Here is an 18379-nt window from a genome sequence, read left to right as displayed (position 1 = left end):
ACAACCGCGAAGTCCCTTGTGTGCGGGCGGTGTTATACGCCGTCAGGCGCCCGCGTTCTCCTTGATGCCGATCTTTCCCTTGCGGATGGTGGCCAGCCGCGGGGCCTTCCGCGCGATCGAGGAGTCGTGGGTGACCATGATGAAGGTCAGCCCGTGCTCCTTCCACTGGCGTTCGAGCACGTCCATGATCTCGTCGCGCATGCCCTCGTCGAGGTTGCCGGTCGGTTCGTCGGCGAGCAGCGCCTTGGGCCGCTTGACGAGCGCGCGGGCGATGGCGACGCGCTGCTGCTGTCCGCCGGACATCTCCGAGGGCAGATGGGCCAGCCGCTCGCCGAGGCCGACGGAGTTCAGGGCCTCGGCCGCCCGTTCGCGGCGCTCCTTCACCTTCACCCCGAGCGGGACCAGGGCGGTCTCGACGTTCTCCTGGGCGGTGAGGGTGGGGATCAGGTTGAAGGACTGGAAGACGAAGCCGATGTTCTCGCTGCGGACGCGCGTCAGCCGGGCCTCGGAGAGCCTGGCCAGGTCGGTGCCGTCCAGGACCACCTCTCCGGAGGTGGGGCGGTCCAGGCCGCCGAGCATCTGCAGGAGGGTGGACTTGCCGCCGCCGGTGGGGCCCTGGATGACCAGGCGGTCGCCGTCGGGGATGGTCAGGTCTATGCCGTCGAGGGCGTGGACGGTCTCCTTGCCTCTCGTGTAGCGCTTGGTGACGTTCCTGAGTTCGTACATGGGGACTCCTGAGGGGGCGTTCGGATGGTGCGCGTCGGCGGGCGCCGCGCCTTCGTGCGGGCCGGCCGCTACTCCACGCGCCGCAGCGCGTCGGCCGGACGCAGCCGCGAGGCCCGCCAGCCGCCGAACGCGCCCGCGATCAGGCCGCCCGCCACCGCGAGGCCCACCGCCAGGACGATCGTGGTGACGCTGACCGGGGCCGTGAGGGCCACCTCCAGGGTCTTGGCGGCCTGCCGCCCGGGTCCGCCGAAGCCCCCGCCGCCGGGCCCGCCGCCGGGCCCACCGAGGCCTCCCCCGCCCGTGCCGCCGCCGAGCTGCGCCTGCAGACCGGGGCTGATCGCCGTCACGGCGTAGGCACCCGCCAGGCCGAGCGCGATGCCGAGGACACCGCCGACCAGGCCGTTGACGACGGCCTCGCCGACCACCTGCCGGGTCACCCGGCCGGACTTCCAGCCCAGGGCCTTCAGCGTGCCGAACTCGCGCACCCGGCGGGAGACCGCGGAGGAGGTGAGCAGACCGGCCACCAGGAACGCGGCCACGAGCACCACGATCGACAGCCACTTGCCGACCTTGGTGGCGAGCGAGGAGGCGGTGGACAGCGAGCCAGAGACGGTCTCGGCCAGGTCGGCGGAGGTGGTGACGGTCGTACCCGAGACGTTCTTCTGGATGGCGCCCTTGACCGAGTCGATCCGCTGGGAGTCGGCCGCCTTGACGTAGATCGTCGTGATCTTGTTCTTCTCACCGGCGAGGGTCTGTGCCCGCTTCAGCGGGACGTACAGGTTGGCCGCCGCGTCACCGCTGTCGGCGGTGGCGATGCCGATCACCTTGAACTCGGTGCCCTTGACGGTGACGGTCGAACCGACCTTGTACTTCTTCGTCTTGGCGTAGGCCGAGTCGGCCACGGCGACCTTGGCGTCGGTCTCGGTGGTCCGGAAGGCGCGGCCGCTGGTGATCTTCGAGGAGGTCAGCGGGCCGAGCGCGGTCCTGGTGACGTCGGTGCCGAAGACGGTGTACTGGTTGATGTCGAAGTTCGCGCCGCCGCCGCGGACCTCGCCCTGCGGCTGGCCGCTCCCTTCGCCGCCGGGACGGCCCGGCTGCCCGCCGGCGTCTGAATTCTGCTGGAACTGGCCGCGGGTGAACCGGCCGTCGACCTTCACCACGTTGAGGCTGAGCCCGCCGACGGCCGAGGACACCCCCCGCTGGTCCGCGACCTCGGTGACGGTCGAGGAGGCGAGGGTGGTGAAGCCCTGCACCATGACCCGGTCGCTGCTCTGCGACTTGGAGTCGTCGTTCTGCGCGTCGAACTCGAAGCGCGGACGCTGCGCGTCACCGGTGGACGCCGACGCGGCCTTGGTGACGGTCATGTCCGTGCCCAGCCCGTACAGCGACTGCAGGACCTTGTCCTGGGCCTTCCCCATGCCGCTGGACACCGAGTTGACCACGATGACGAGCGCGATGCCGAGCGCGAGACCGGAGGCGACGACGAGGGCCGCCTTTCTACGGCGGCGCAGTTCGCGCCTCAGGTAGGTGAAGAACATGCCCGCAAGCTAGGGACGGACCGTGATGACTCGATAAGGCTGAAATAAGAGATCCATGAGAAGGCTGTGCCCCACCCCAGGAGGAGCCCGGAAAACGGCCGGTGCCGCCCCTGGGACAGGGGCGGCACCGGAGCGGGTGTGCGGGGAGCGCGGGATCAGACGGCCGAACCGGCCTTCCACTGCGCCCAGTCCATGTTCCAGCCGTTGAGGCCGTTGTCCGGGGACACGGTCTTGTCGCCGGTGTGCCGGATCACCACGACGTCACCGACGAGGGAGTGGTCGTAGACCCAGGCGGCGGGGGTGCTGGGGTCCTTGGCGCCCTTGGTGTCGGACAGGCCCACGCAGCCGTGGCTGGTGTTGACGCTGCCGAAGATGGACTTCGCGCCCCAGTAGTTGCCGTGCAGGAAGGTGCCGGAGCTGGTCAGCCGGATGGCGTGCGGCACGTCCTTGATGTCGTACTCGCCCTTGCCGTCGTCGTCGGTGAAGCCCACGGTCGCGCCGTTCATACGCGTCTGCTTGAACTTCTCGGACATCACCATGATGCCCTCGTACGTCTTGTTCTCCGGCGAGCCGGCGGAGATCGGTATGGTCTTGACCGTCCTGCCGTCCTGCGTGACCTTCATCTTCTTGGTCTGCGCGTCGACGTAGGAGACCTGGTTGCGGCCGATGTGGAAGGTGACCGTCTTCTGCTGCACGCCGTAGACGCCGGAGGCACCCTCGACACCGTCGAGCGCGAGCTTCAGCGTGACGGTGGAGTTCTCCTTCCAGTACGCCTCGGGACGGAAGTCGATGCGGTTGGCGTTGAACCAGTGGCCCACGACCTCCTGACCGCTGCTGGAGGTGACCGTGATGCCCTTCTGCACGGCGGCCTTGTTGGTGATCGCCTTGTCGAAGTTGATCGACACGGGCATGCCCACGCCGACGGTCGAACCGTCCTCCGGCGTGAAGTTGCCTATGAAGCTGTTGGTCGGCGAGACCGTGGTGAAGGAGGCGTTCTCGTGGGCCACCCGGCCGGCGGAGTCCTTGGCCTCGGCGGAGAGCTTGTAGGTGGTCGACCGCTCGAGCTGGGCGCTGGGCTGCCAGCTCGTCTTGTCGGCGGACAGCGCGCCGGACACGGCCTTGCCGTCCTCGGTGGTCATGGAGACCGTGGTGAGGGTGCCCTTGGCGACCTTGACGGCGGCCGAGTTGTTGATGGAGGCGTTGTTCGAGCCGTCCTTCGGCGTGATCGTGATCTGGGCCTCGGAGGACTTCTCGGCGGCTGCCTCGTCGGCCTTGGCCTGCGAGGTGTCACCGCTGCCGGAGGCCTTGTCGTCGCCGCCCCCGGAACACCCGGTGAGTACCAGCACACCGCCGAGCAGAGCGGACGCGACCGTCAGGCCCCTGCGCCGCTTACTGTCCGTCATCACACGCTTCTCCATCGTTGCCGAAATCGCGGAAACTCCGAGTCCCCAGGGGAACCGTCCACGCTACGGGCGATTCGTCCCGCTCCACATGACCCGCGGGTGTGGGGCATCCCACGCCCGCCCGTGACGGGTGGTGCCGAGTCGTCCGTGCGCCCCCTGAGACGACAAAGCCCCGGACGGCGGTTGCCGTCCGGGGTGCACAAGTGCCCCGGGACGCTCAGCCGATGCCGTCCTCTTCTTCGTCGTCTTCCCCTCCATCATCCTCGTCCACGTCCCAGTCCAGGGAGTCGGGGTCGTGGTCGATGTGTTCGCTGGACCAGGACGCCTGCTGGAGCTCCACCCCGGGCACCTCGCTGACCAGGTCGAACGGGTCGACGAGGTAAGCAAGGGCCTCGGCGGTGTCTTCCGTCACAGCGCTCTCGGCGTGCGACCGCTCCTCCTGCGGCAGCTCCGGATCGGCGGCGAGCCGGCGCAGCGCGGCCTTGGTCAACTCGCCCTCGTTCTCCACCTCGAGGACCAATTCAACCCGAAGGCGTACAAACCTGGATGTCTCTTCCGTGTTCATGGCGGGAGCGTACGACTGAAACCTCCCGTGACTTTCCTGTGACCCGCGACTTTCACTAACATCGCCCCACACGGCCAATTCGCCAGCGTCACAAGGGGATCGATATTCCGTGTCATCCGTTCGCCGTCCGCTGCTGACCGCCACCGCCGCGGGAACGCTGCTGTGCGCCCTGTGGTTCGTCCCGTCCGCCAACGCGTCGCAGGACGACACGGCGAGAACGACGACCGAGGCGGCCTCGACGACACCGGTCACCCAGCAGGCGAAGGCCGTGAGCGAGGCCACGACGGCCGATGCCGCGGACACCACGGAGCTGGCCGACACCGGCAGCTTCGACACCACGCCGTATGTCGTCGGCGGCAGCGTGTTCCTCGCCGTGGGCGCCGGGTTCGTGGTGTATTCGGTGCGCCGCGAACGCCTCGGACTTTAATCTCGCTTGACGATCCTTTGACAGTGCACTCATAGTCCGCTCATGAAGAGATCATCGGGTGTCCGGCTGTGCGCCACCGCGGCTGTGGGCGCACTGTCGCTCGCCCTCATCACAGGCTGTTCCGACGGCGGTTCCGGGGACGGCAAGGGCGGCTCGGCGAAGGCGCTGAGCGCCGCCGAGCTGAAGGACCTGGTCATCGCCAAGGGCGAGGTGCCGGGATTCAAGGTGGGGGCCGTCAAGGGCGGCCTCCCCGACAAGAGCAAGGTCAAGGCGGAGGACTCCCGCTGCGACCCGCTGCTGCGGGCCCTGACCGCCATCGCGCCCGGCGAGCCGGCGGCGCAGGCCAGCCGCATGGCCACGGAGGACAAGAAGGACCCCACGGACGACGCCACGTCCATGGACGACCTGGCCGACGGCAAGTTCGAGGAAGCGCTCAACAAGTCCATGGACCTGGACGTCACCGTGGTCACCCTGGCCTCGTACGACGGTGACGGCGCCGAGAAGGCCCTGAAGTCGGTCTCGGACGCGGTGAAGGCGTGCTCGGGCGGCTTCGCCGGTGAGCAGGACGGCGAGAAGGGGAAGTTCACCAAGGTCGCCGAGGAGAAGTCCGCCGGCACCGGTGACGAGTCGGTGGCCTTCACGGCGACCAACGACAGCTCCGACGAGGGCGACATGCCGCTGCACGGCGAGGTAGTACGGCACGGCAACACCCTCGCGACGTACTCCACGGTCAACATCGGCGCGATGATGTCCAAGAAGCCCTACGCGGTCTCGGCGCCGGTCGTCAAGGCCCAGGCGGCCAAGCTGAAGTGACGGCCCGTCTGCGGTGAGGAGGCGGTGGGGGTGCCGGCCGACGGCACCCTCACCGGGCGGAGGTCAGGCCAGCGGCCCCGTCACGGACTCGGCGGCGGCGACGAGACGCCCGCCGCGCACGAACGCGTCGGCGGCGGCCAGGTCCGGGGCCAGGAAGCGGTCCGGGCCCGGCCCCTGCACACCGGCGGCGCGCACGGCGTCGATCACCGCGCGGGAGGCGGGCGCCGGGCTCAGGCCCTCGCGCAGCTCGATGGCGCGGGTGGCCGCGTACAGCTCGACGGCGATGATCCGGGCGAGGTTCCCGACGGCGGTGCGCAGCTTGCGCGCGGCCGACCAGCCCATGGACACGTGGTCCTCCTGCATGGCGGAGGACGGGATGGAGTCCGCGGAGGCCGGGACGGCCAGCCGCTTCATCTCGCTGACCAGCGCGGCCTGCGTGTACTGGGCGATCATCAGGCCGGAGTCGACGCCGGCGTCGTCGGCGAGGAACGGCGGCAGGCCGTGGCTGCGGTTCTTGTCCAGCAGCCGGTCGGTGCGCCGCTCGGCGATGGAGCCGAGGTCCGCGGCCGCGATGGCGACGAAGTCCAGCACGTAGGCGACGGGGGCGCCGTGGAAGTTGCCGTTGGACTCGACCCGTCCGTCGGGCAGCACCACGGGGTTGTCGACCGCGGAGGCCAGCTCCCGCTCGGCGACGAGCCGGGCGTGCGCCAGGGTGTCCCGGCCGGCGCCGGCGACCTGCGGGGCGCAGCGCACCGAGTAGGCGTCCTGGACGCGGGGGGCGTCGTCCTGGTGGTGGCCGGTGAGCTGGGAACCCTTGAGCACGGCCAGCATGTTGGCGGCGGAGGCGCCCTGGCCCGGGTGCGGGCGGATGGCGTGCAGCTCGGGGGCGAGCACCTTGTCCGTGCCGAGCAGCGCCTCCATGCTGAGGGCGGCGGTGACGTCGGCGGACTTGTACAGGGTGTCGAGGTCGGCGAGGGCCATGACCAGCATGCCGAGCATGCCGTCGGTGCCGTTGAGGAGGGCGAGCCCCTCCTTCTCGCGCAGCTCGACGGGGGCGATCCCGTGCTCGGCGAGCAGTTCGCCGGCGGGCCGGACGACGCCGTCCGGGCCCTCGGCGTCCCCCTCGCCCATCAGGGTCAGGGCGCAGTGGGAGAGCGGGGCGAGGTCGCCGGAGCAGCCCAGGGAGCCGTACTCGTGCACGACCGGGGTGATCCCGGCGTTGAGCACGTCGGCCATGGTCTGCGCGACCTCGGGCCGGACCCCGGTGTGCCCGGAGCAGACGGTCTTGAGCCGCAGGAACATCAGGGCGCGTACGACCTCACGCTCGACCCGCGGGCCCATGCCGGCGGCGTGCGAGCGGACGATGTTGCGCTGCAGTTGGGCGCGCAGTTCCTGGCTGATGTGCCGGGTCGCCAGGGCTCCGAAACCGGTGGAGACGCCGTAGACCGGGTCGGGCTTGGCCGCCAGGGCGTCCACGATCTCCCGGGCCGCCGCGAGGGCCGCCACGGCCTCGGCCGACAGCTCGATGCGGGCACCGCCGCGCGCCACGGCGAGAACGTCGGACGCCGTGACACCGGACGTCCCCACCACCACAGTGTGCATATCCATATTCAGGAGCGTACGCATTGAATGCGCATGTGTCACTAGTGGAGCGCGGGTGCGCCCCTTACCGCCTCGTGAGCTTCACCTCACACTCCCTCACGGCAGCCGGCCCCGGAAGCGGCGCCGCTCGGCCCGCTCCGGCGAGGGCTCGTCGGCGAGGCGTACGACGGGGTCGTCCGGCCCCTCCCGGCCCGCCACCACCGGCCGGTCCGCGCCCAGCGCCTTGGCCCGGTACTGCGCGGCGTCGGCCAGCCGGAAGAGCCGCCGGGCGTCGTGCACCGGCCCGATCGGATCCTCGGTCGAGGCGACGCCGCAGGCCACCCCCTCGCCCAGTTCCAGCTCCCCGGCCCGTCGGCACAGCTCGTCCGCCGCCTTGACCACATCGTCGGCGGGCGGCCCCGCCACCAGCAGACAGAACTCGTCGCCGCCGAGTCGGGCGGCGAGCGCGCCCGGCACCATCGCCCCGCACAGCGAGAGCACCGAGCCGAACCGCTCCAGCAGGCGGTCACCGACGGCGTGCCCGAGGGTGTCGTTGACCCGCTTGAGCCCGTTGAGATCGCAGACGACGAGACTGACCACGACGCCCCGTGTGCGGTGCCGCTCGACGGCCTCCTCCAGCCGCACGTCCACGGCACGGCGGTTGGCGAGACCGGTGAGGGAGTCGGTGAACGCCAGCCGGCGGGCCTCCTCCAGCCGCTCGGTCTGGGCCAGCCCGGCGGCGACGACCGCGGCCAGCACGGTGGCGAAGTCGGCGTCGGGGGGTCCGAACACCGGCGCGCTGACCGCCCGGGCCACGTACAGCTCGCCCCACGCCCGGCCGTGCAGCACGACGGGGGCGACCACACAGCAGCCCCGGCCGCGGCGGCGCAGCGCGGCCACCCGCTGGTGGAAGTAGCCGCGGTCGCCGGCGGCCGTGCCCCCGGCGGTCTCCACCCAGGCGTTCGGGCCGCCCCCGCCCACCCAGCGCTCGTGCAGGAACTCGGTGATCTCCGGGAACTGGTGCACCGGATAGGTCTCGGTCTCCGGGAACTCCTCCTCGTCCGCGCGGCGCTCCCCCACGTTCACCAGCACCCGCAGCCGGCCCAGGTCACGCTCCCACACCGACAGCGCGGCGAAGTTGCCGTCCAGCGCCCAGCACGCGCCGAGCGCGGCGGCGCGCCACGACTCCGTCGGCGCACGCGCCGCGGCCATCCCCTGAGCCAGCGCCACCACTGCGGCCAGCCGCTTGTCCTCACCCATTGCTCCAGATTAGGAAGAAAATGGGATGAACAGGAACATCAAGAGACCGTCGCTCACTCATCGTGGCGGTCCGGCCCGGCGGCACCGCGGCGGAAAATCCCGCCCGGCGGGACCCCGGCGGACATCACTTCCGGGGCGGCGCCCCCGGCGGGAAAGCCCGGACGGCGCCTCGCGGCCTCACTCCCCCGGCCACTCGGGCTTGCGCTTCTCGTTGAAGGCCGCCACGCCCTCCGCCCGGTCCCCGGAGAACGCCACCGACCGCCACGCCGCGTCCTCGACCTCGAGCCCGGCGCGCAGGTCCAGCCCGTGCCCCAGTCGCAGCGCCCGCTTGGCGGCCCGCAGCCCCACCGGCGAGTTGCCGGCGATCCGCGCCGCCAGCGCCAGCGCCTCCCCGCGGTCCCGGCCCTCCTCCACGAGCTGGTCCACCAGGCCGAGACCGGCGGCCTCCGCCGCGTCCAGCCGCCGCGCCGTGAAGATCAGCTCGGCCGCCCGGGCCGCCCCGACCCGCCGCGGCAGCAACTGCGTACCGCCGCCGCCCGGGATCACGCCCACCGACACCTCGGGCAGCCCCACCACCGCCGTCGGGTCGGCCACGATCAGGTCGCAGGAAAGCGCCAGCTCGAACCCGCCGCCCAGCGCGAAGCCGTGCACCGCCGCGATCGTCGGCATCGGCAGCTCCAGCACCCCGGTGTACGCCCCGCGCGCCACCGGCCGCTGCTTCACCAGGTCGGCGTCGCTGAAGGAGTTCCGCTCCTTCAGGTCGGCCCCGACGCAGAACGCGCGTTCGTGCGAGGAGGTCAGCACGACCACCCGCGCCTCCCGGTCGGCGGCGAGCGCCGTGCACGCGCCCGCGAGGGAGCGGGCCATCTCCGTCGAGACGGCGTTCATGGCCTTGGGCCGGTCCAGCACCAGCTCCGCCACGTGCCCGTGCCGCCGCACCAGCACGAACTCCCCGTACCGCTCCTCGCTCATGACACCCTCCGGTTAACGCGGGTTAACTCACTGCCGCCCCGATCATCGCAGCCGCACCCCGCCCCGGGAAAGAGCCGCCCGCTTGCCGCCCTACACCCGTTCGGGTGACATCCCGGCCGTCTCGGCCCACACCACCCACGGCAGCGCATAACGTGCGCTCCGCGCCACGGTGGGGAGGGGACCTCATGAGACCGACACGCGCTCAGTCCGGTACCGGAGAAACGAATCAGCGGACCGCCGCCGCGGAGACCGCCACGCTTTCCGCGCGCCGCGGCCGGCACCGCAAGCCCCGCCCCCGCAAGGTGATGCTCGCAGCGGGGGGCCTGGCACTGGCCGCCGGCGTCCTCAGCCTCGTCCGCGCCGCTCCGGAGTCCGGCGTCGGCGCCCCGGACACTGCGCTGGCCGAGCCCCGCCCGGACCCGAGCGGCGTCACCGCCCGCTCCACCGACACGGCCGCAGGCATCGGAACCGCCCGCACGACCCGGCCCTCCGCCACCTCGGCCATGGGCGGGGTGAGCGCGGCCCCGACGGCCATGACGGCCCCGGCGGAGACGGACGAGGCCGCCCCCGGTCCCTCGGCCACCCGCGTCCCGCCCCCGGGCACCACCGGCGCGCCGACCACCGCCCCACGGCGCACCGATCCGGCCACGACCGCACCGCGCTCCTCGCCGACACCTCCCACGCCCCCCGCGCCGACCCGGACCGCCCACGACCCGGCGCCGACCCCCAGCCGGGGCACGACGGCCCCGCCCACCTGGGACGACGGACTGTGCCTACCGGTGATCGGCCTCTGCGTGGACGTGCTGGGCGGTGGTCAGGACTGACCGTCGCGGCGGCCGAGCAGCCACGGCTCGACCACCCCGAGCCCACGCACCGGGCGCTGCCACATCGGCTGGAGCGCGAAGCGGTACGACGGCGGTTCCTCGCCCTCCTTCTCCGCGGCGGCCGCGGCCTCGGCGGCCTCCGCCTCCGAGGCGGGCGCCTCCTTGGTGCGGATCAGTTCCTCGGCGAAGGCGCTGTCCACCAGCACGGCGTCGCGCGGGGCTATGGAGGTCAGCCGGGAGGCGAGGTTGACGGTCGTGCCGAAGACGTCGCCCATACGCGTGGTGACCGTGCCGAACGCCATGCCGACGCGCAGCTCCGGCATCGTCTCGTCGTTGGCCATCGTCTCGACCAGCCGCAGCGCGATGTCGGCGGCCGTACCCGCGTCGTCGGCGACGTAGAGCACCTCGTCGCCGAGCGTCTTGATGAGCCGTCCGCCGCGCGCCGCGACCAGGTCGGCGGCCGTGGTCTCGAAGGCCTCGACCAGCTCGCCGAGCTCCTCCTCCTCCATCCGCCGGGTCAGCCGCGTGAACCCGACCAGGTCCGCGAAGCCGACCGCGAGCCGCCGGTCGACCATCTCCTCGTCGTCGGCGGTCTGCACGACCCGGCCGGCCGAGGCGGCGAGCTGCCGCCGCCAGACGTAGACCAGGAACTCCTCCAGCTCGGGCAGCAGCAGCTCGACGATCGGATAGGTGACCTCGGTGCGGGTCATGCCCGGCTCGGGCGGCTCGGTCAGCCCCTCCAGGAAGGAATCGATCTGCCATTCGGCCAACCGGGCGGTGGTCTGCCCCGTGGACCGGGCCACCTGCACCGCCATGGCCTCGCTCAGCAGCCCCGCCTCGACGAGACCGGCGAGCCGCCGCAGGGCCAGTACGTCGGCCTCGGTGAGCGCCTTGGCCTGCCCGATGTCGGCGAAGCCCATGGCCCGCCAGAAGCGGGACGCCAGCTCCATGGAGACACCGGCGCTGCGGGCCGCCTGGAAAGGGGTGTAGCGCCGCTCGGCGCCGAGAATGAGCTGCTCGAGGCGGAGGGCGAGGGGATCCTCGCCGGGGTCGGCGGCGTGGGGATCAACCCGCGCGTCCGCGCCGGAGCCCGTGTCGTCGACGGTCACGCCTGCTGCCCTTCCGATCTGCCACGGTCAGGTACGACCGGCCTCAACTCTACGGCAGGTGTGCGCCAGCTCACTCCGTCGGGTTGGGCCGGGGGGCGCCTCCCGGCACCGGTCGGCCGGCGCTTCTCGCCTCCGGCCGTCTCGGGGGCTTCCACCTTCCGACCCCGCGGCCGGGCCCCTTCCGGGCCCCCCGTCGTCCCAGGCCGTGGGCCCGTGGGCGCCTGGGGCCTTTCGCGCAGTTCCCCGCGCCCTTACCGGGCGCTTCCCGCCGACGGCGAAGGAAGGCCACCCCCTGCCGGGCCCAACCGCGGGCAGCGACCCACCGTCCCCGACCGACCGCCCGTGAGGGTCCTTCGCGCAGTTCCCCGCGCCCCTACCGGGTGCTTCCGGGCGACGGCGAAGGAAGGCCACCCATTGCCGGGCCCGATACCGGGCAGCGACCCACCGTCCCCGACCGACCGCCCGTGAGGGCCCTTCCCGCAGTTCCCCGCGCCCCTACCGGGCGCTTCCGGGGGAGGGCGAGAAGAAGCCCGCCCTCTGTCGGCACCGCGTCGTCACGCCTACGCGGGGCGCAGGTGGACGATGTCGCCGGCGCCCACCGGCTCCCGTACCCCCGCCTCCGTGGCGATGACCAGGCGGCCGTCGCCGTCGATCGCGATGGCCTCTCCGACCACGGAGCGGTCCCCGGGGAGTTCCGCGCGTACGGTGCGCCCCAGCGTCGCGCAGCCCGCCGCGTAGGTCTCCTGCAGTCCGCTGAGGGCGGGGTCGCCCCCGGCCGAGCGCCACCGTCCGTACCAGTCCTCCAGCGACCGCAGCACGCCCCGCAGCAGCGGGTCCCGGTCCGTGCTCACCGCGCCGGCCAGCGCCAGCGACCCCGCCTGCGGTACCGGCAGCTCCTGGGCGCGGAGGCTGACGTTGATGCCCACGCCGATGACGACCCCGTCGTCCCCGGCCCGTTCCGCGAGGATGCCGCCGGTCTTGCGCTCCTCGCCGCCGACGGTCACCAGCAGGTCGTTGGGCCACTTGAGTGCCGTGTCCACGCCGGCCGCGCGGGACAGCCCCGTCGCCACCGCGACACCGGTGAGCAGCGGCAGCCAGCCCCAGCGGGCCACCGGCACCTCGGCCGGCTTGAGCAGCACCGAGAAGAACAGGCCGGACCGCGGCGGCGCGGTCCACTGCCGGTCCAGCCGGCCCCGCCCGGCCGTCTGCTCCTCGGCGACCAGCACCGCGCCCTCGTCCGCCCGGCCGGCAGCGGCCCTGGCCACCAGGTCGGAGTTGGTGGACCCGGTCCGCCGGACCAGCTCCACCTCCGACCACAGCCCGCCCTCCCGGACCAGCCCGCGCCGCAGCGCCGCGGCGTTCAGGGGCGGACGGTCCAGATCGGACCAGCGGTTGTCGTCTGATGCATTGTGCGGCGTCATGCAAGTCACCCTAGGTGTGGGAAACGCCGCACTGCTGATGCGCAGCGGCACCACTACGCTACGGATGAGTAACCGTCCCCCCTTTTGAGCAGGCAGGGAGCCGCGATCCCGATGTCCGAGCCGGAAGAGCGCCAAGAGATCGACATCCACACGACCGCGGGCAAACTCGCGGATCTGCAGCGCCGCATCCACGAGGCGACGCATGCCGGCTCGGAGCGCGCCGTAGAGAAGCAGCACGCCAAGGGCAAGCTGACGGCGCGTGAGCGCATCGAACTCCTCCTCGACGAGGGCTCCTTCGTCGAGCTCGACGAGTTCGCCCGCCACCGCTCCACCAACTTCGGCCTGGAGAAGAACCGCCCGTACGGCGATGGCGTCGTGACCGGCTACGGCACGGTCGACGGCCGCCCGGTCGCGGTGTTCTCCCAGGACTTCACCGTCTTCGGCGGCGCCCTCGGCGAGGTCTACGGCCAGAAGATCGTCAAGGTGATGGACTTCGCGCTGAAGACCGGCTGCCCGGTCATCGGCATCAACGACTCCGGTGGCGCGCGCATCCAGGAAGGCGTGGCCTCCCTCGGCGCCTACGGCGAGATCTTCCGCCGCAACACCCACGCCTCCGGGGTGATCCCGCAGATCAGCCTGGTCGTCGGCCCGTGCGCGGGCGGTGCCGTGTACTCGCCGGCGATCACCGACTTCACGGTCATGGTCGACCAGACCTCGCACATGTTCATCACCGGCCCCGACGTCATCAAGACGGTCACCGGTGAGGACGTCGGCTTCGAGGAGCTGGGCGGCGCCCGCACCCACAACTCCGCCTCCGGTGTGGCCCACCACATGGCCGGGGACGAGAAGGACGCCATCGAGTACGTCAAGCAGCTGCTGTCGTACCTGCCGTCCAACAACCTCAGCGAGGCCCCGGTCTTCGCCGAGGAGGCGGACCTCACCGTGGGCGCCGAGGACCTGGAGCTCGACACCCTGGTCCCGGACAGCGCGAACCAGCCGTACGACATTCGCACGGTGGTCGAACACGTCCTGGACGACGCCGAGTTCTTCGAGACGCAGGCGCTGTTCGCGCCGAACATCGTCACCGGCTTCGGCCGGGTCGAGGGCCACCCGGTGGGCATCGTCGCCAACCAGCCGATGCAGTTCGCCGGCTGCCTGGACATCGACGCCTCGGAGAAGGCCGCCCGCTTCGTGCGGACCTGCGACGCCTTCAACGTCCCGGTGCTCACCTTCGTCGACGTGCCGGGCTTCCTGCCGGGCGTCGACCAGGAGCACACCGGCATCATCCGGCGCGGCGCCAAGCTGATCTTCGCGTACGCCGAGGCGACGGTCCCGCTGATCACCGTCATCACCCGCAAGGCGTTCGGCGGCGCCTACGACGTCATGGGCTCCAAGCACCTGGGCGCCGACCTCAACCTGGCCTGGCCGACCGCCCAGATCGCCGTCATGGGCGCCCAGGGAGCCGTCAACATCCTGCACCGCCGCACCATCGGCGAGGCGGAGGGCCAGGGAGACGGTGAGGCCACCCGCGCCCGGCTGATCCAGGAGTACGAGGACGCCCTCCTCAACCCCTACGTCGCGGCCGAGCGGGGCTACATCGACGCGGTGATCATGCCGTCCGACACCCGCTCCCACATCGTCCGCGGCCTGCGTCAACTGCGCACGAAGCGGGAATCCCTGCCTCCGAAGAAGCACGGCAACATCCCCCTGTAGGACCTGTGGGGCCCGTCCGGCGGACCACGGCGGACGGGCCCCCGCCCCGCGCACCCCTGGAGCGGTCATGAACATCAAGGTCGTACGAGGCAACCCGACCCCGGAGGAGCTCGCCGCCGCCCTGGCGGTGGTCCGGGCCCGCGCCGTGGCGGCCGCCGCGGCGCCGCCCGGCGCGCCCGGGACGAGGGACTCGTGGTCGGACCCGGCCCGCATCGCGTCCGCGCGCCTGCCCCAGCCGGGCCCGGCGTCCTGGACCCGCACCTACTGGCCGAGCTGAGCGCCGCGCCGGGCGCCAACTTGAGTACGGGTACTCAGGCGCCCGGCCCGAAGCCACCCGCACGCTGGAAGAATGCTGTGGTCAGACCCCGATAACGAGCCGCCCGAAGAACTGCGCGACACGCAGGAGATGCTTCGGCGGCTCGGACTCGTCCTGGCCCTGGCGATGGTGCTGGGGATGATCGTGATCGGCCTGCGGTAGCGCGGCGCCCGATCCGCGTGCGAGGGCCTAACCTGGCCGCATGACTGCCAAGCCACGCAGGCGACTCGTGCTCGCCTCCCAGTCCCCCGCCCGGCTCGGCCTGCTGCGCCAGGCGGGCCTCGCCCCCGAGGTGATCGTGAGCGGGGTCGACGAGGACGCCGTCACCGCGCCCACCCCGGCGGAGCTGGCGCTCGCCCTGGCCGAGGCCAAGGCCTCGGTGGTGGCGGCGAAGCCGGAGGTGCTGGGCGCCCTGGTGATCGGCTGCGACTCGGTGCTGGAGCTGGACGGGCAGGCGCTCGGCAAGCCCGCCGACGCCGAGGAGGCCACCGCCCGCTGGAAGGCCATGCGCGGGCGGGTCGGCACCCTGCAGACCGGCCACTGCGTCTGGGACACGACGGTGAAGCGCCACGTCTCCGCGACCGCCTCCACCGTCGTGCGCTTCGGCGAGCCCTCGGACGAGGAGATCGCCGCGTACGTCGCCTCCGGCGAACCTCTCTACGTCGCCGGGGCGTTCACCCTGGACGGCCGTTCGGCGCCGTTCATCGAGGGCATCGACGGCGACCACGGCAACGTGATCGGCATCAGCCTGCCCCTCGTTCGCCGACTGCTGGCCGAACTGGGCGTCGGCATCACGGAGTTGTGGGCACCGGCTGAGTGACCTGGGCGGGGACGGAGTCCTGCGGCTCCTCGTCCCCGTCCCGCGGCTCGCCCGTACCGCCGTGCGCCGGGCCCGCGCCCTCCGGGGACCCGGTGGCCGGTTCGTCCTCGGCCCTCGGGTCGCCGCCCGCCTTGGGGGCGCCGCCGGACACGCCCTGCTCCGGGCCGCCGTCCCGGTCGTAGGTCACCAGGAGCAGGACGACCAGGCCGAGCATCACCACCATGAAGACGAAGGCCGGCCAGCCCATCAGGCTCAGCGCGAAGGCCCCCAGCAGGCCGTGCACGACCGCCACGCTGATCAGCAGCACCCGGCCGAAGCCGGCGGGGGCCCGGTCGCGTATCGCCACCAGCAGGGCCACCAGGGCGCACAGCGCGAAGTAGAGGCCGAAGACCAGGCCGCCGATCTTCGAGGACGTCGACATGACGTCCGGGTCGAGCCCGGCCAACGACATCTTCTGGCGTTCGACGACCATCCCGAGGAACCAGTTCAGCGCCCCGATGAAGAACGCCTCGGCCAAGAGGACGATCGCCACGACCCATGCCACCGGTCTGCGCACCACCGGCCCCCACCCACTCTCCAGCCAAAACCCGGTTACTCCGGGTACGTTCGAGTCATCGCGAACGCTACTAACGGGTAAACCCTGGGACAAGGGTTCGGCCACCGGCAAAGAATCATTGGGCCATTCGTAGGGACTCGACAAAGAAACGGAGTGGGGCGCGGCACCCTCTCACAGAGACCTTGACCACATGTCGGGGCTAGGGTTGCCCGGAGGAGGCCCGCCGTACCCCAGGTGCGACATGGGCTTTCGCGGGTCGAGCGGGCCTCGAATCACGCTCCGTGTGGGCAAGCTCACCATTGGGGACGGGTCGATGAGTCGTGTCGGCAGTCCCTAAACTCGGCTTGTTTCAAGGAGGGAGCCTCAATCGTGCGCAAGGTGCTCATCGCCAACCGTGGCGAAATCGCTGTCCGCGTGGCCCGGGCCTGCCGGGACGCCGGGATCGCGAGCGTGGCCGTCTACGCCGACCCGGACCGGGACGCTCTGCATGTCCGCGCCGCGGATGAGGCGTTCGCCCTGGGCGGTGACACGCCGGCCACCAGCTATCTGGACATCGAGAAGGTGCTGAACGCCGCCCGGGAATCGGGGGCCGACGCCATCCATCCGGGCTACGGCTTCCTCTCGGAGAACGCGGAGTTCGCGCAGGCCGTGCTGGACGCGGGCCTGATCTGGATCGGCCCGCCGCCGCAGGCCATCCGCGACCTGGGTGACAAGGTCGCCGCCCGGCACATCGCCCAGCGCGCCGGCGCCCCGCTGGTCGCCGGTACGCCCGACCCCGTCTCCGGCGCGGACGAGGTCGTCGCCTTCGCCGAGCAGCACGGCCTGCCGATCGCCATCAAGGCCGCCTTCGGCGGCGGTGGCCGCGGCCTGAAGGTGGCCAGGACCCTCGAGGAGGTCCCGGAGCTGTACGACTCCGCGGTGCGCGAGGCGGTCGCCGCCTTCGGTCGCGGCGAGTGCTTCGTCGAGCGCTACCTCGACCGTCCGCGCCACGTGGAGACCCAGTGCCTGGCCGACAAGCACGGCAACGTGGTCGTCGTCTCCACCCGTGACTGCTCGCTGCAGCGCCGGCACCAGAAGCTGGTCGAGGAGGCCCCGGCGCCGTTCCTCTCCGAGGAGCAGGTCGCCGAGCTGTACCGCGCCTCGAAGGCCATCCTGAAGGAGGCCCGCTACGAGGGCGCCGGCACCTGTGAGTTCCTGGTCGGCCAGGACGGCACCATCTCCTTCCTCGAGGTCAACACCCGCCTCCAGGTGGAGCACCCGGTGACCGAGGAGGTCGCCGGCATCGACCTGGTCCGCGAGATGTTCCGCATCGCCGACGGCGAGGAACTCGGCTACGACGACCCCGCGCTTCGCGGACACTCGTTCGAGTTCCGGATCAACGGCGAGGACCCGGGCCGCAACTTCCTGCCCGCCCCCGGCACGGTCACCCGTTTCGAGGCGCCGACCGGTCCCGGTGTCCGGCTGGACGCGGGCGTGGAGGCCGGCAGTGTGATCGGCCCGGCCTGGGACTCCCTGCTGGCCAAGCTGATCGTCACCGGCCGCACCCGCAAGGAGGCCCTGGAGCGGGCCGCCCGGGCGCTGGACGAGTTCCAGGTCGAGGGCATGGCCACGGCCATCCCGTTCCACCGCGTGGTCGTCAGGGACCCGGCGTTCGCCCCCGAACTGACCGGCTCCGACGAGGCGTTCAAGGTCCACACCCGCTGGATCGAGACCGAGTTCGTCAACGAGATCAAGCCCTTCTCCGCTCCGGCCGACGCCGAGGGCGAGGAGGAGACGGGCCGCGAGACGGTCGTCGTCGAGGTCGGCGGCAAGCGCCTCGAGGTCTCCCTGCCGTCCTCCCTGGGCATGTCGCTGGCCCGCACCGGCCTCGCCGCCGGTGCCAAGCCGAAGCGTCGCGCGGCCAAGAAGTCCGGCCCGGTGGCCTCCGGTGACACCCTCGCCTCCCCCATGCAGGGCACGATCGTGAAGGTCGCCGTGGAGGAGGGCCAGGAGGTCAAGGAGGGCGACCTGGTCGTCGTCCTGGAGGCCATGAAGATGGAGCAGCCGCTCAACGCCCACCGGTCCGGCACCATCAAGGGCCTGAACTTCGAGGTGGGCGCCTCGGTCACCTCCGGCGCCGCGATCTGCGAGATCAAGGACTGACGGCAGGCATCCCCGAACACCGACGCCCGGTGGCGCCAGACAGGGCCCGCCGGGCGTCCGGTTTCCCCGGGCCGGCTCGGGGTCACGGGTCCGGGCGGGGCCGGGAGGGGTGCGAGGCAGTGCCGGTGTGCGGCTCGGCCGCGCGGACGCGTGGCCGCGCGGACGCGAGGAGCCACGGAGCACCCGCCCCCGT

General features: G+C 72.0%; 18 protein-coding genes. 8 read left to right on the top strand and 10 right to left on the bottom strand.

Annotated features, from left to right (window positions below):
• Positions 1-42 precede the first annotated feature (42 nt).
• From ABZ478_RS04685 to ABZ478_RS04670, 4 genes are all read right to left on the bottom strand, one after another.
• Complete coding sequence (locus ABZ478_RS04685; protein WP_359545339.1) at positions 43-726, bottom strand: ABC transporter ATP-binding protein; 684 nt, start codon at positions 724-726, stop codon at positions 43-45.
• Between the two features lie 68 nt (positions 727-794).
• On the bottom strand, positions 795-2264 hold the full coding sequence (locus tag ABZ478_RS04680) for an ABC transporter permease (RefSeq protein ID WP_359545336.1): 1470 nt from the start codon (positions 2262-2264) through the stop codon (positions 795-797).
• A 155-nt stretch (positions 2265-2419) separates the two neighbouring features.
• Positions 2420-3682, bottom strand: a complete 1263-nt coding sequence (locus ABZ478_RS04675; protein WP_359545334.1) for an Ig-like domain-containing protein — start codon at positions 3680-3682, stop codon at positions 2420-2422.
• 202 nt (positions 3683-3884) lie between these two features.
• Positions 3885-4232 (bottom strand): hypothetical protein, encoded by a 348-nt coding sequence (locus ABZ478_RS04670; protein ID WP_359545332.1) that lies wholly within the window; start codon positions 4230-4232, stop codon positions 3885-3887.
• A gap of 109 nt (positions 4233-4341) precedes the next feature.
• Between ABZ478_RS04670 and ABZ478_RS04665 the strand changes: the two genes are divergently transcribed.
• On the top strand, positions 4342-4659 hold the full coding sequence (locus ABZ478_RS04665; protein ID WP_359545330.1) for an LAETG motif-containing sortase-dependent surface protein: 318 nt from the start codon (positions 4342-4344) through the stop codon (positions 4657-4659).
• Positions 4660-4701: 42 nt separating this feature from the next.
• The gene (locus ABZ478_RS04660) at positions 4702-5472 is read left to right on the top strand and encodes a hypothetical protein (protein WP_359545328.1); all 771 of its coding nucleotides are present in this window, start codon (positions 4702-4704) and stop codon (positions 5470-5472) included.
• A 63-nt stretch (positions 5473-5535) separates the two neighbouring features.
• Here the strand turns inward: ABZ478_RS04660 and hutH are convergent, their stop codons facing one another.
• The 3 genes from hutH to ABZ478_RS04645 all read right to left on the bottom strand — a co-directional run bounded on the left by hutH (position 5536) and on the right by ABZ478_RS04645 (position 9285).
• Positions 5536-7074 carry a histidine ammonia-lyase gene (gene hutH / locus ABZ478_RS04655; RefSeq protein WP_359545879.1) on the bottom strand — a complete coding sequence of 513 codons (1539 nt, stop codon included), beginning with the start codon at positions 7072-7074 and terminating at the stop codon, positions 5536-5538.
• 96 nt (positions 7075-7170) lie between these two features.
• Positions 7171-8313: a GGDEF domain-containing protein gene (locus ABZ478_RS04650; protein ID WP_359545326.1), complete on the bottom strand. Its 1143-nt coding sequence runs from the start codon at positions 8311-8313 to the stop codon at positions 7171-7173.
• Positions 8314-8490: 177 nt separating this feature from the next.
• Positions 8491-9285, bottom strand: a complete 795-nt coding sequence (locus tag ABZ478_RS04645) for an enoyl-CoA hydratase-related protein (RefSeq protein WP_359545324.1) — start codon at positions 9283-9285, stop codon at positions 8491-8493.
• 185 nt (positions 9286-9470) lie between these two features.
• Here ABZ478_RS04645 and ABZ478_RS04640 point away from each other — a divergent pair, with 185 nt between their 5' ends.
• Positions 9471-10109, top strand: a complete 639-nt coding sequence (locus ABZ478_RS04640) for a hypothetical protein (protein ID WP_359545322.1) — start codon at positions 9471-9473, stop codon at positions 10107-10109.
• Here the strand turns inward: ABZ478_RS04640 and ABZ478_RS04635 are convergent.
• Together ABZ478_RS04635 and ABZ478_RS04630 are read right to left on the bottom strand one after the other, a co-directional pair.
• Positions 10100-11218 (bottom strand): adenylate/guanylate cyclase domain-containing protein, encoded by a 1119-nt coding sequence (locus tag ABZ478_RS04635; RefSeq protein WP_359545320.1) that lies wholly within the window; start codon positions 11216-11218, stop codon positions 10100-10102. The genes ABZ478_RS04640 and ABZ478_RS04635 overlap by 10 nt on opposite strands.
• A gap of 560 nt (positions 11219-11778) precedes the next feature.
• The gene (locus ABZ478_RS04630) at positions 11779-12639 is read right to left on the bottom strand and encodes a biotin--[acetyl-CoA-carboxylase] ligase (RefSeq protein ID WP_359545318.1); all 861 of its coding nucleotides are present in this window, start codon (positions 12637-12639) and stop codon (positions 11779-11781) included.
• Positions 12640-12750: 111 nt separating this feature from the next.
• Here ABZ478_RS04630 and ABZ478_RS04625 point away from each other — a divergent pair, with 111 nt between their 5' ends.
• The 4 genes from ABZ478_RS04625 to ABZ478_RS04610 all read left to right on the top strand — a co-directional run bounded on the left by ABZ478_RS04625 (position 12751) and on the right by ABZ478_RS04610 (position 15488).
• Positions 12751-14352, top strand: coding sequence for an acyl-CoA carboxylase subunit beta (locus ABZ478_RS04625; protein WP_359545317.1), 1602 nt, complete (start codon positions 12751-12753; stop codon positions 14350-14352).
• 67 nt (positions 14353-14419) lie between these two features.
• On the top strand, positions 14420-14629 hold the full coding sequence (locus ABZ478_RS04620; protein ID WP_250402483.1) for an acyl-CoA carboxylase epsilon subunit: 210 nt from the start codon (positions 14420-14422) through the stop codon (positions 14627-14629).
• Between the two features lie 72 nt (positions 14630-14701).
• The gene (locus ABZ478_RS04615; RefSeq protein ID WP_359545315.1) at positions 14702-14830 is read left to right on the top strand and encodes a hypothetical protein; all 129 of its coding nucleotides are present in this window, start codon (positions 14702-14704) and stop codon (positions 14828-14830) included.
• A 40-nt stretch (positions 14831-14870) separates the two neighbouring features.
• Entirely contained in the window at positions 14871-15488 is a 618-nt protein-coding gene (locus ABZ478_RS04610) for a nucleoside triphosphate pyrophosphatase (protein WP_359545313.1), read from the top strand.
• On the opposite strand, the gene ABZ478_RS04605 is transcribed toward ABZ478_RS04610, so the two are convergent.
• Positions 15460-16047, bottom strand: a complete 588-nt coding sequence (locus tag ABZ478_RS04605; protein WP_359545311.1) for a hypothetical protein — start codon at positions 16045-16047, stop codon at positions 15460-15462. The genes ABZ478_RS04610 and ABZ478_RS04605 overlap by 29 nt on opposite strands.
• A gap of 366 nt (positions 16048-16413) precedes the next feature.
• Between ABZ478_RS04605 and ABZ478_RS04600 the strand changes: the two genes are divergently transcribed.
• The gene (locus ABZ478_RS04600) at positions 16414-18186 is read left to right on the top strand and encodes a biotin carboxylase N-terminal domain-containing protein (RefSeq protein WP_359545309.1); all 1773 of its coding nucleotides are present in this window, start codon (positions 16414-16416) and stop codon (positions 18184-18186) included.
• Positions 18187-18379: the final 193 nt, after the last annotated feature.

The sequence above is a fragment of the Streptomyces sp. NPDC005706 genome, from assembly GCF_040631045.1.
In the GTDB taxonomy this organism is placed as follows: Bacteria; Actinomycetota; Actinomycetes; order Streptomycetales; family Streptomycetaceae; genus Streptomyces.
Note: the sequence above shows the minus strand (reverse complement) of the source record. Positions and strands in the feature narration are given on the sequence as shown.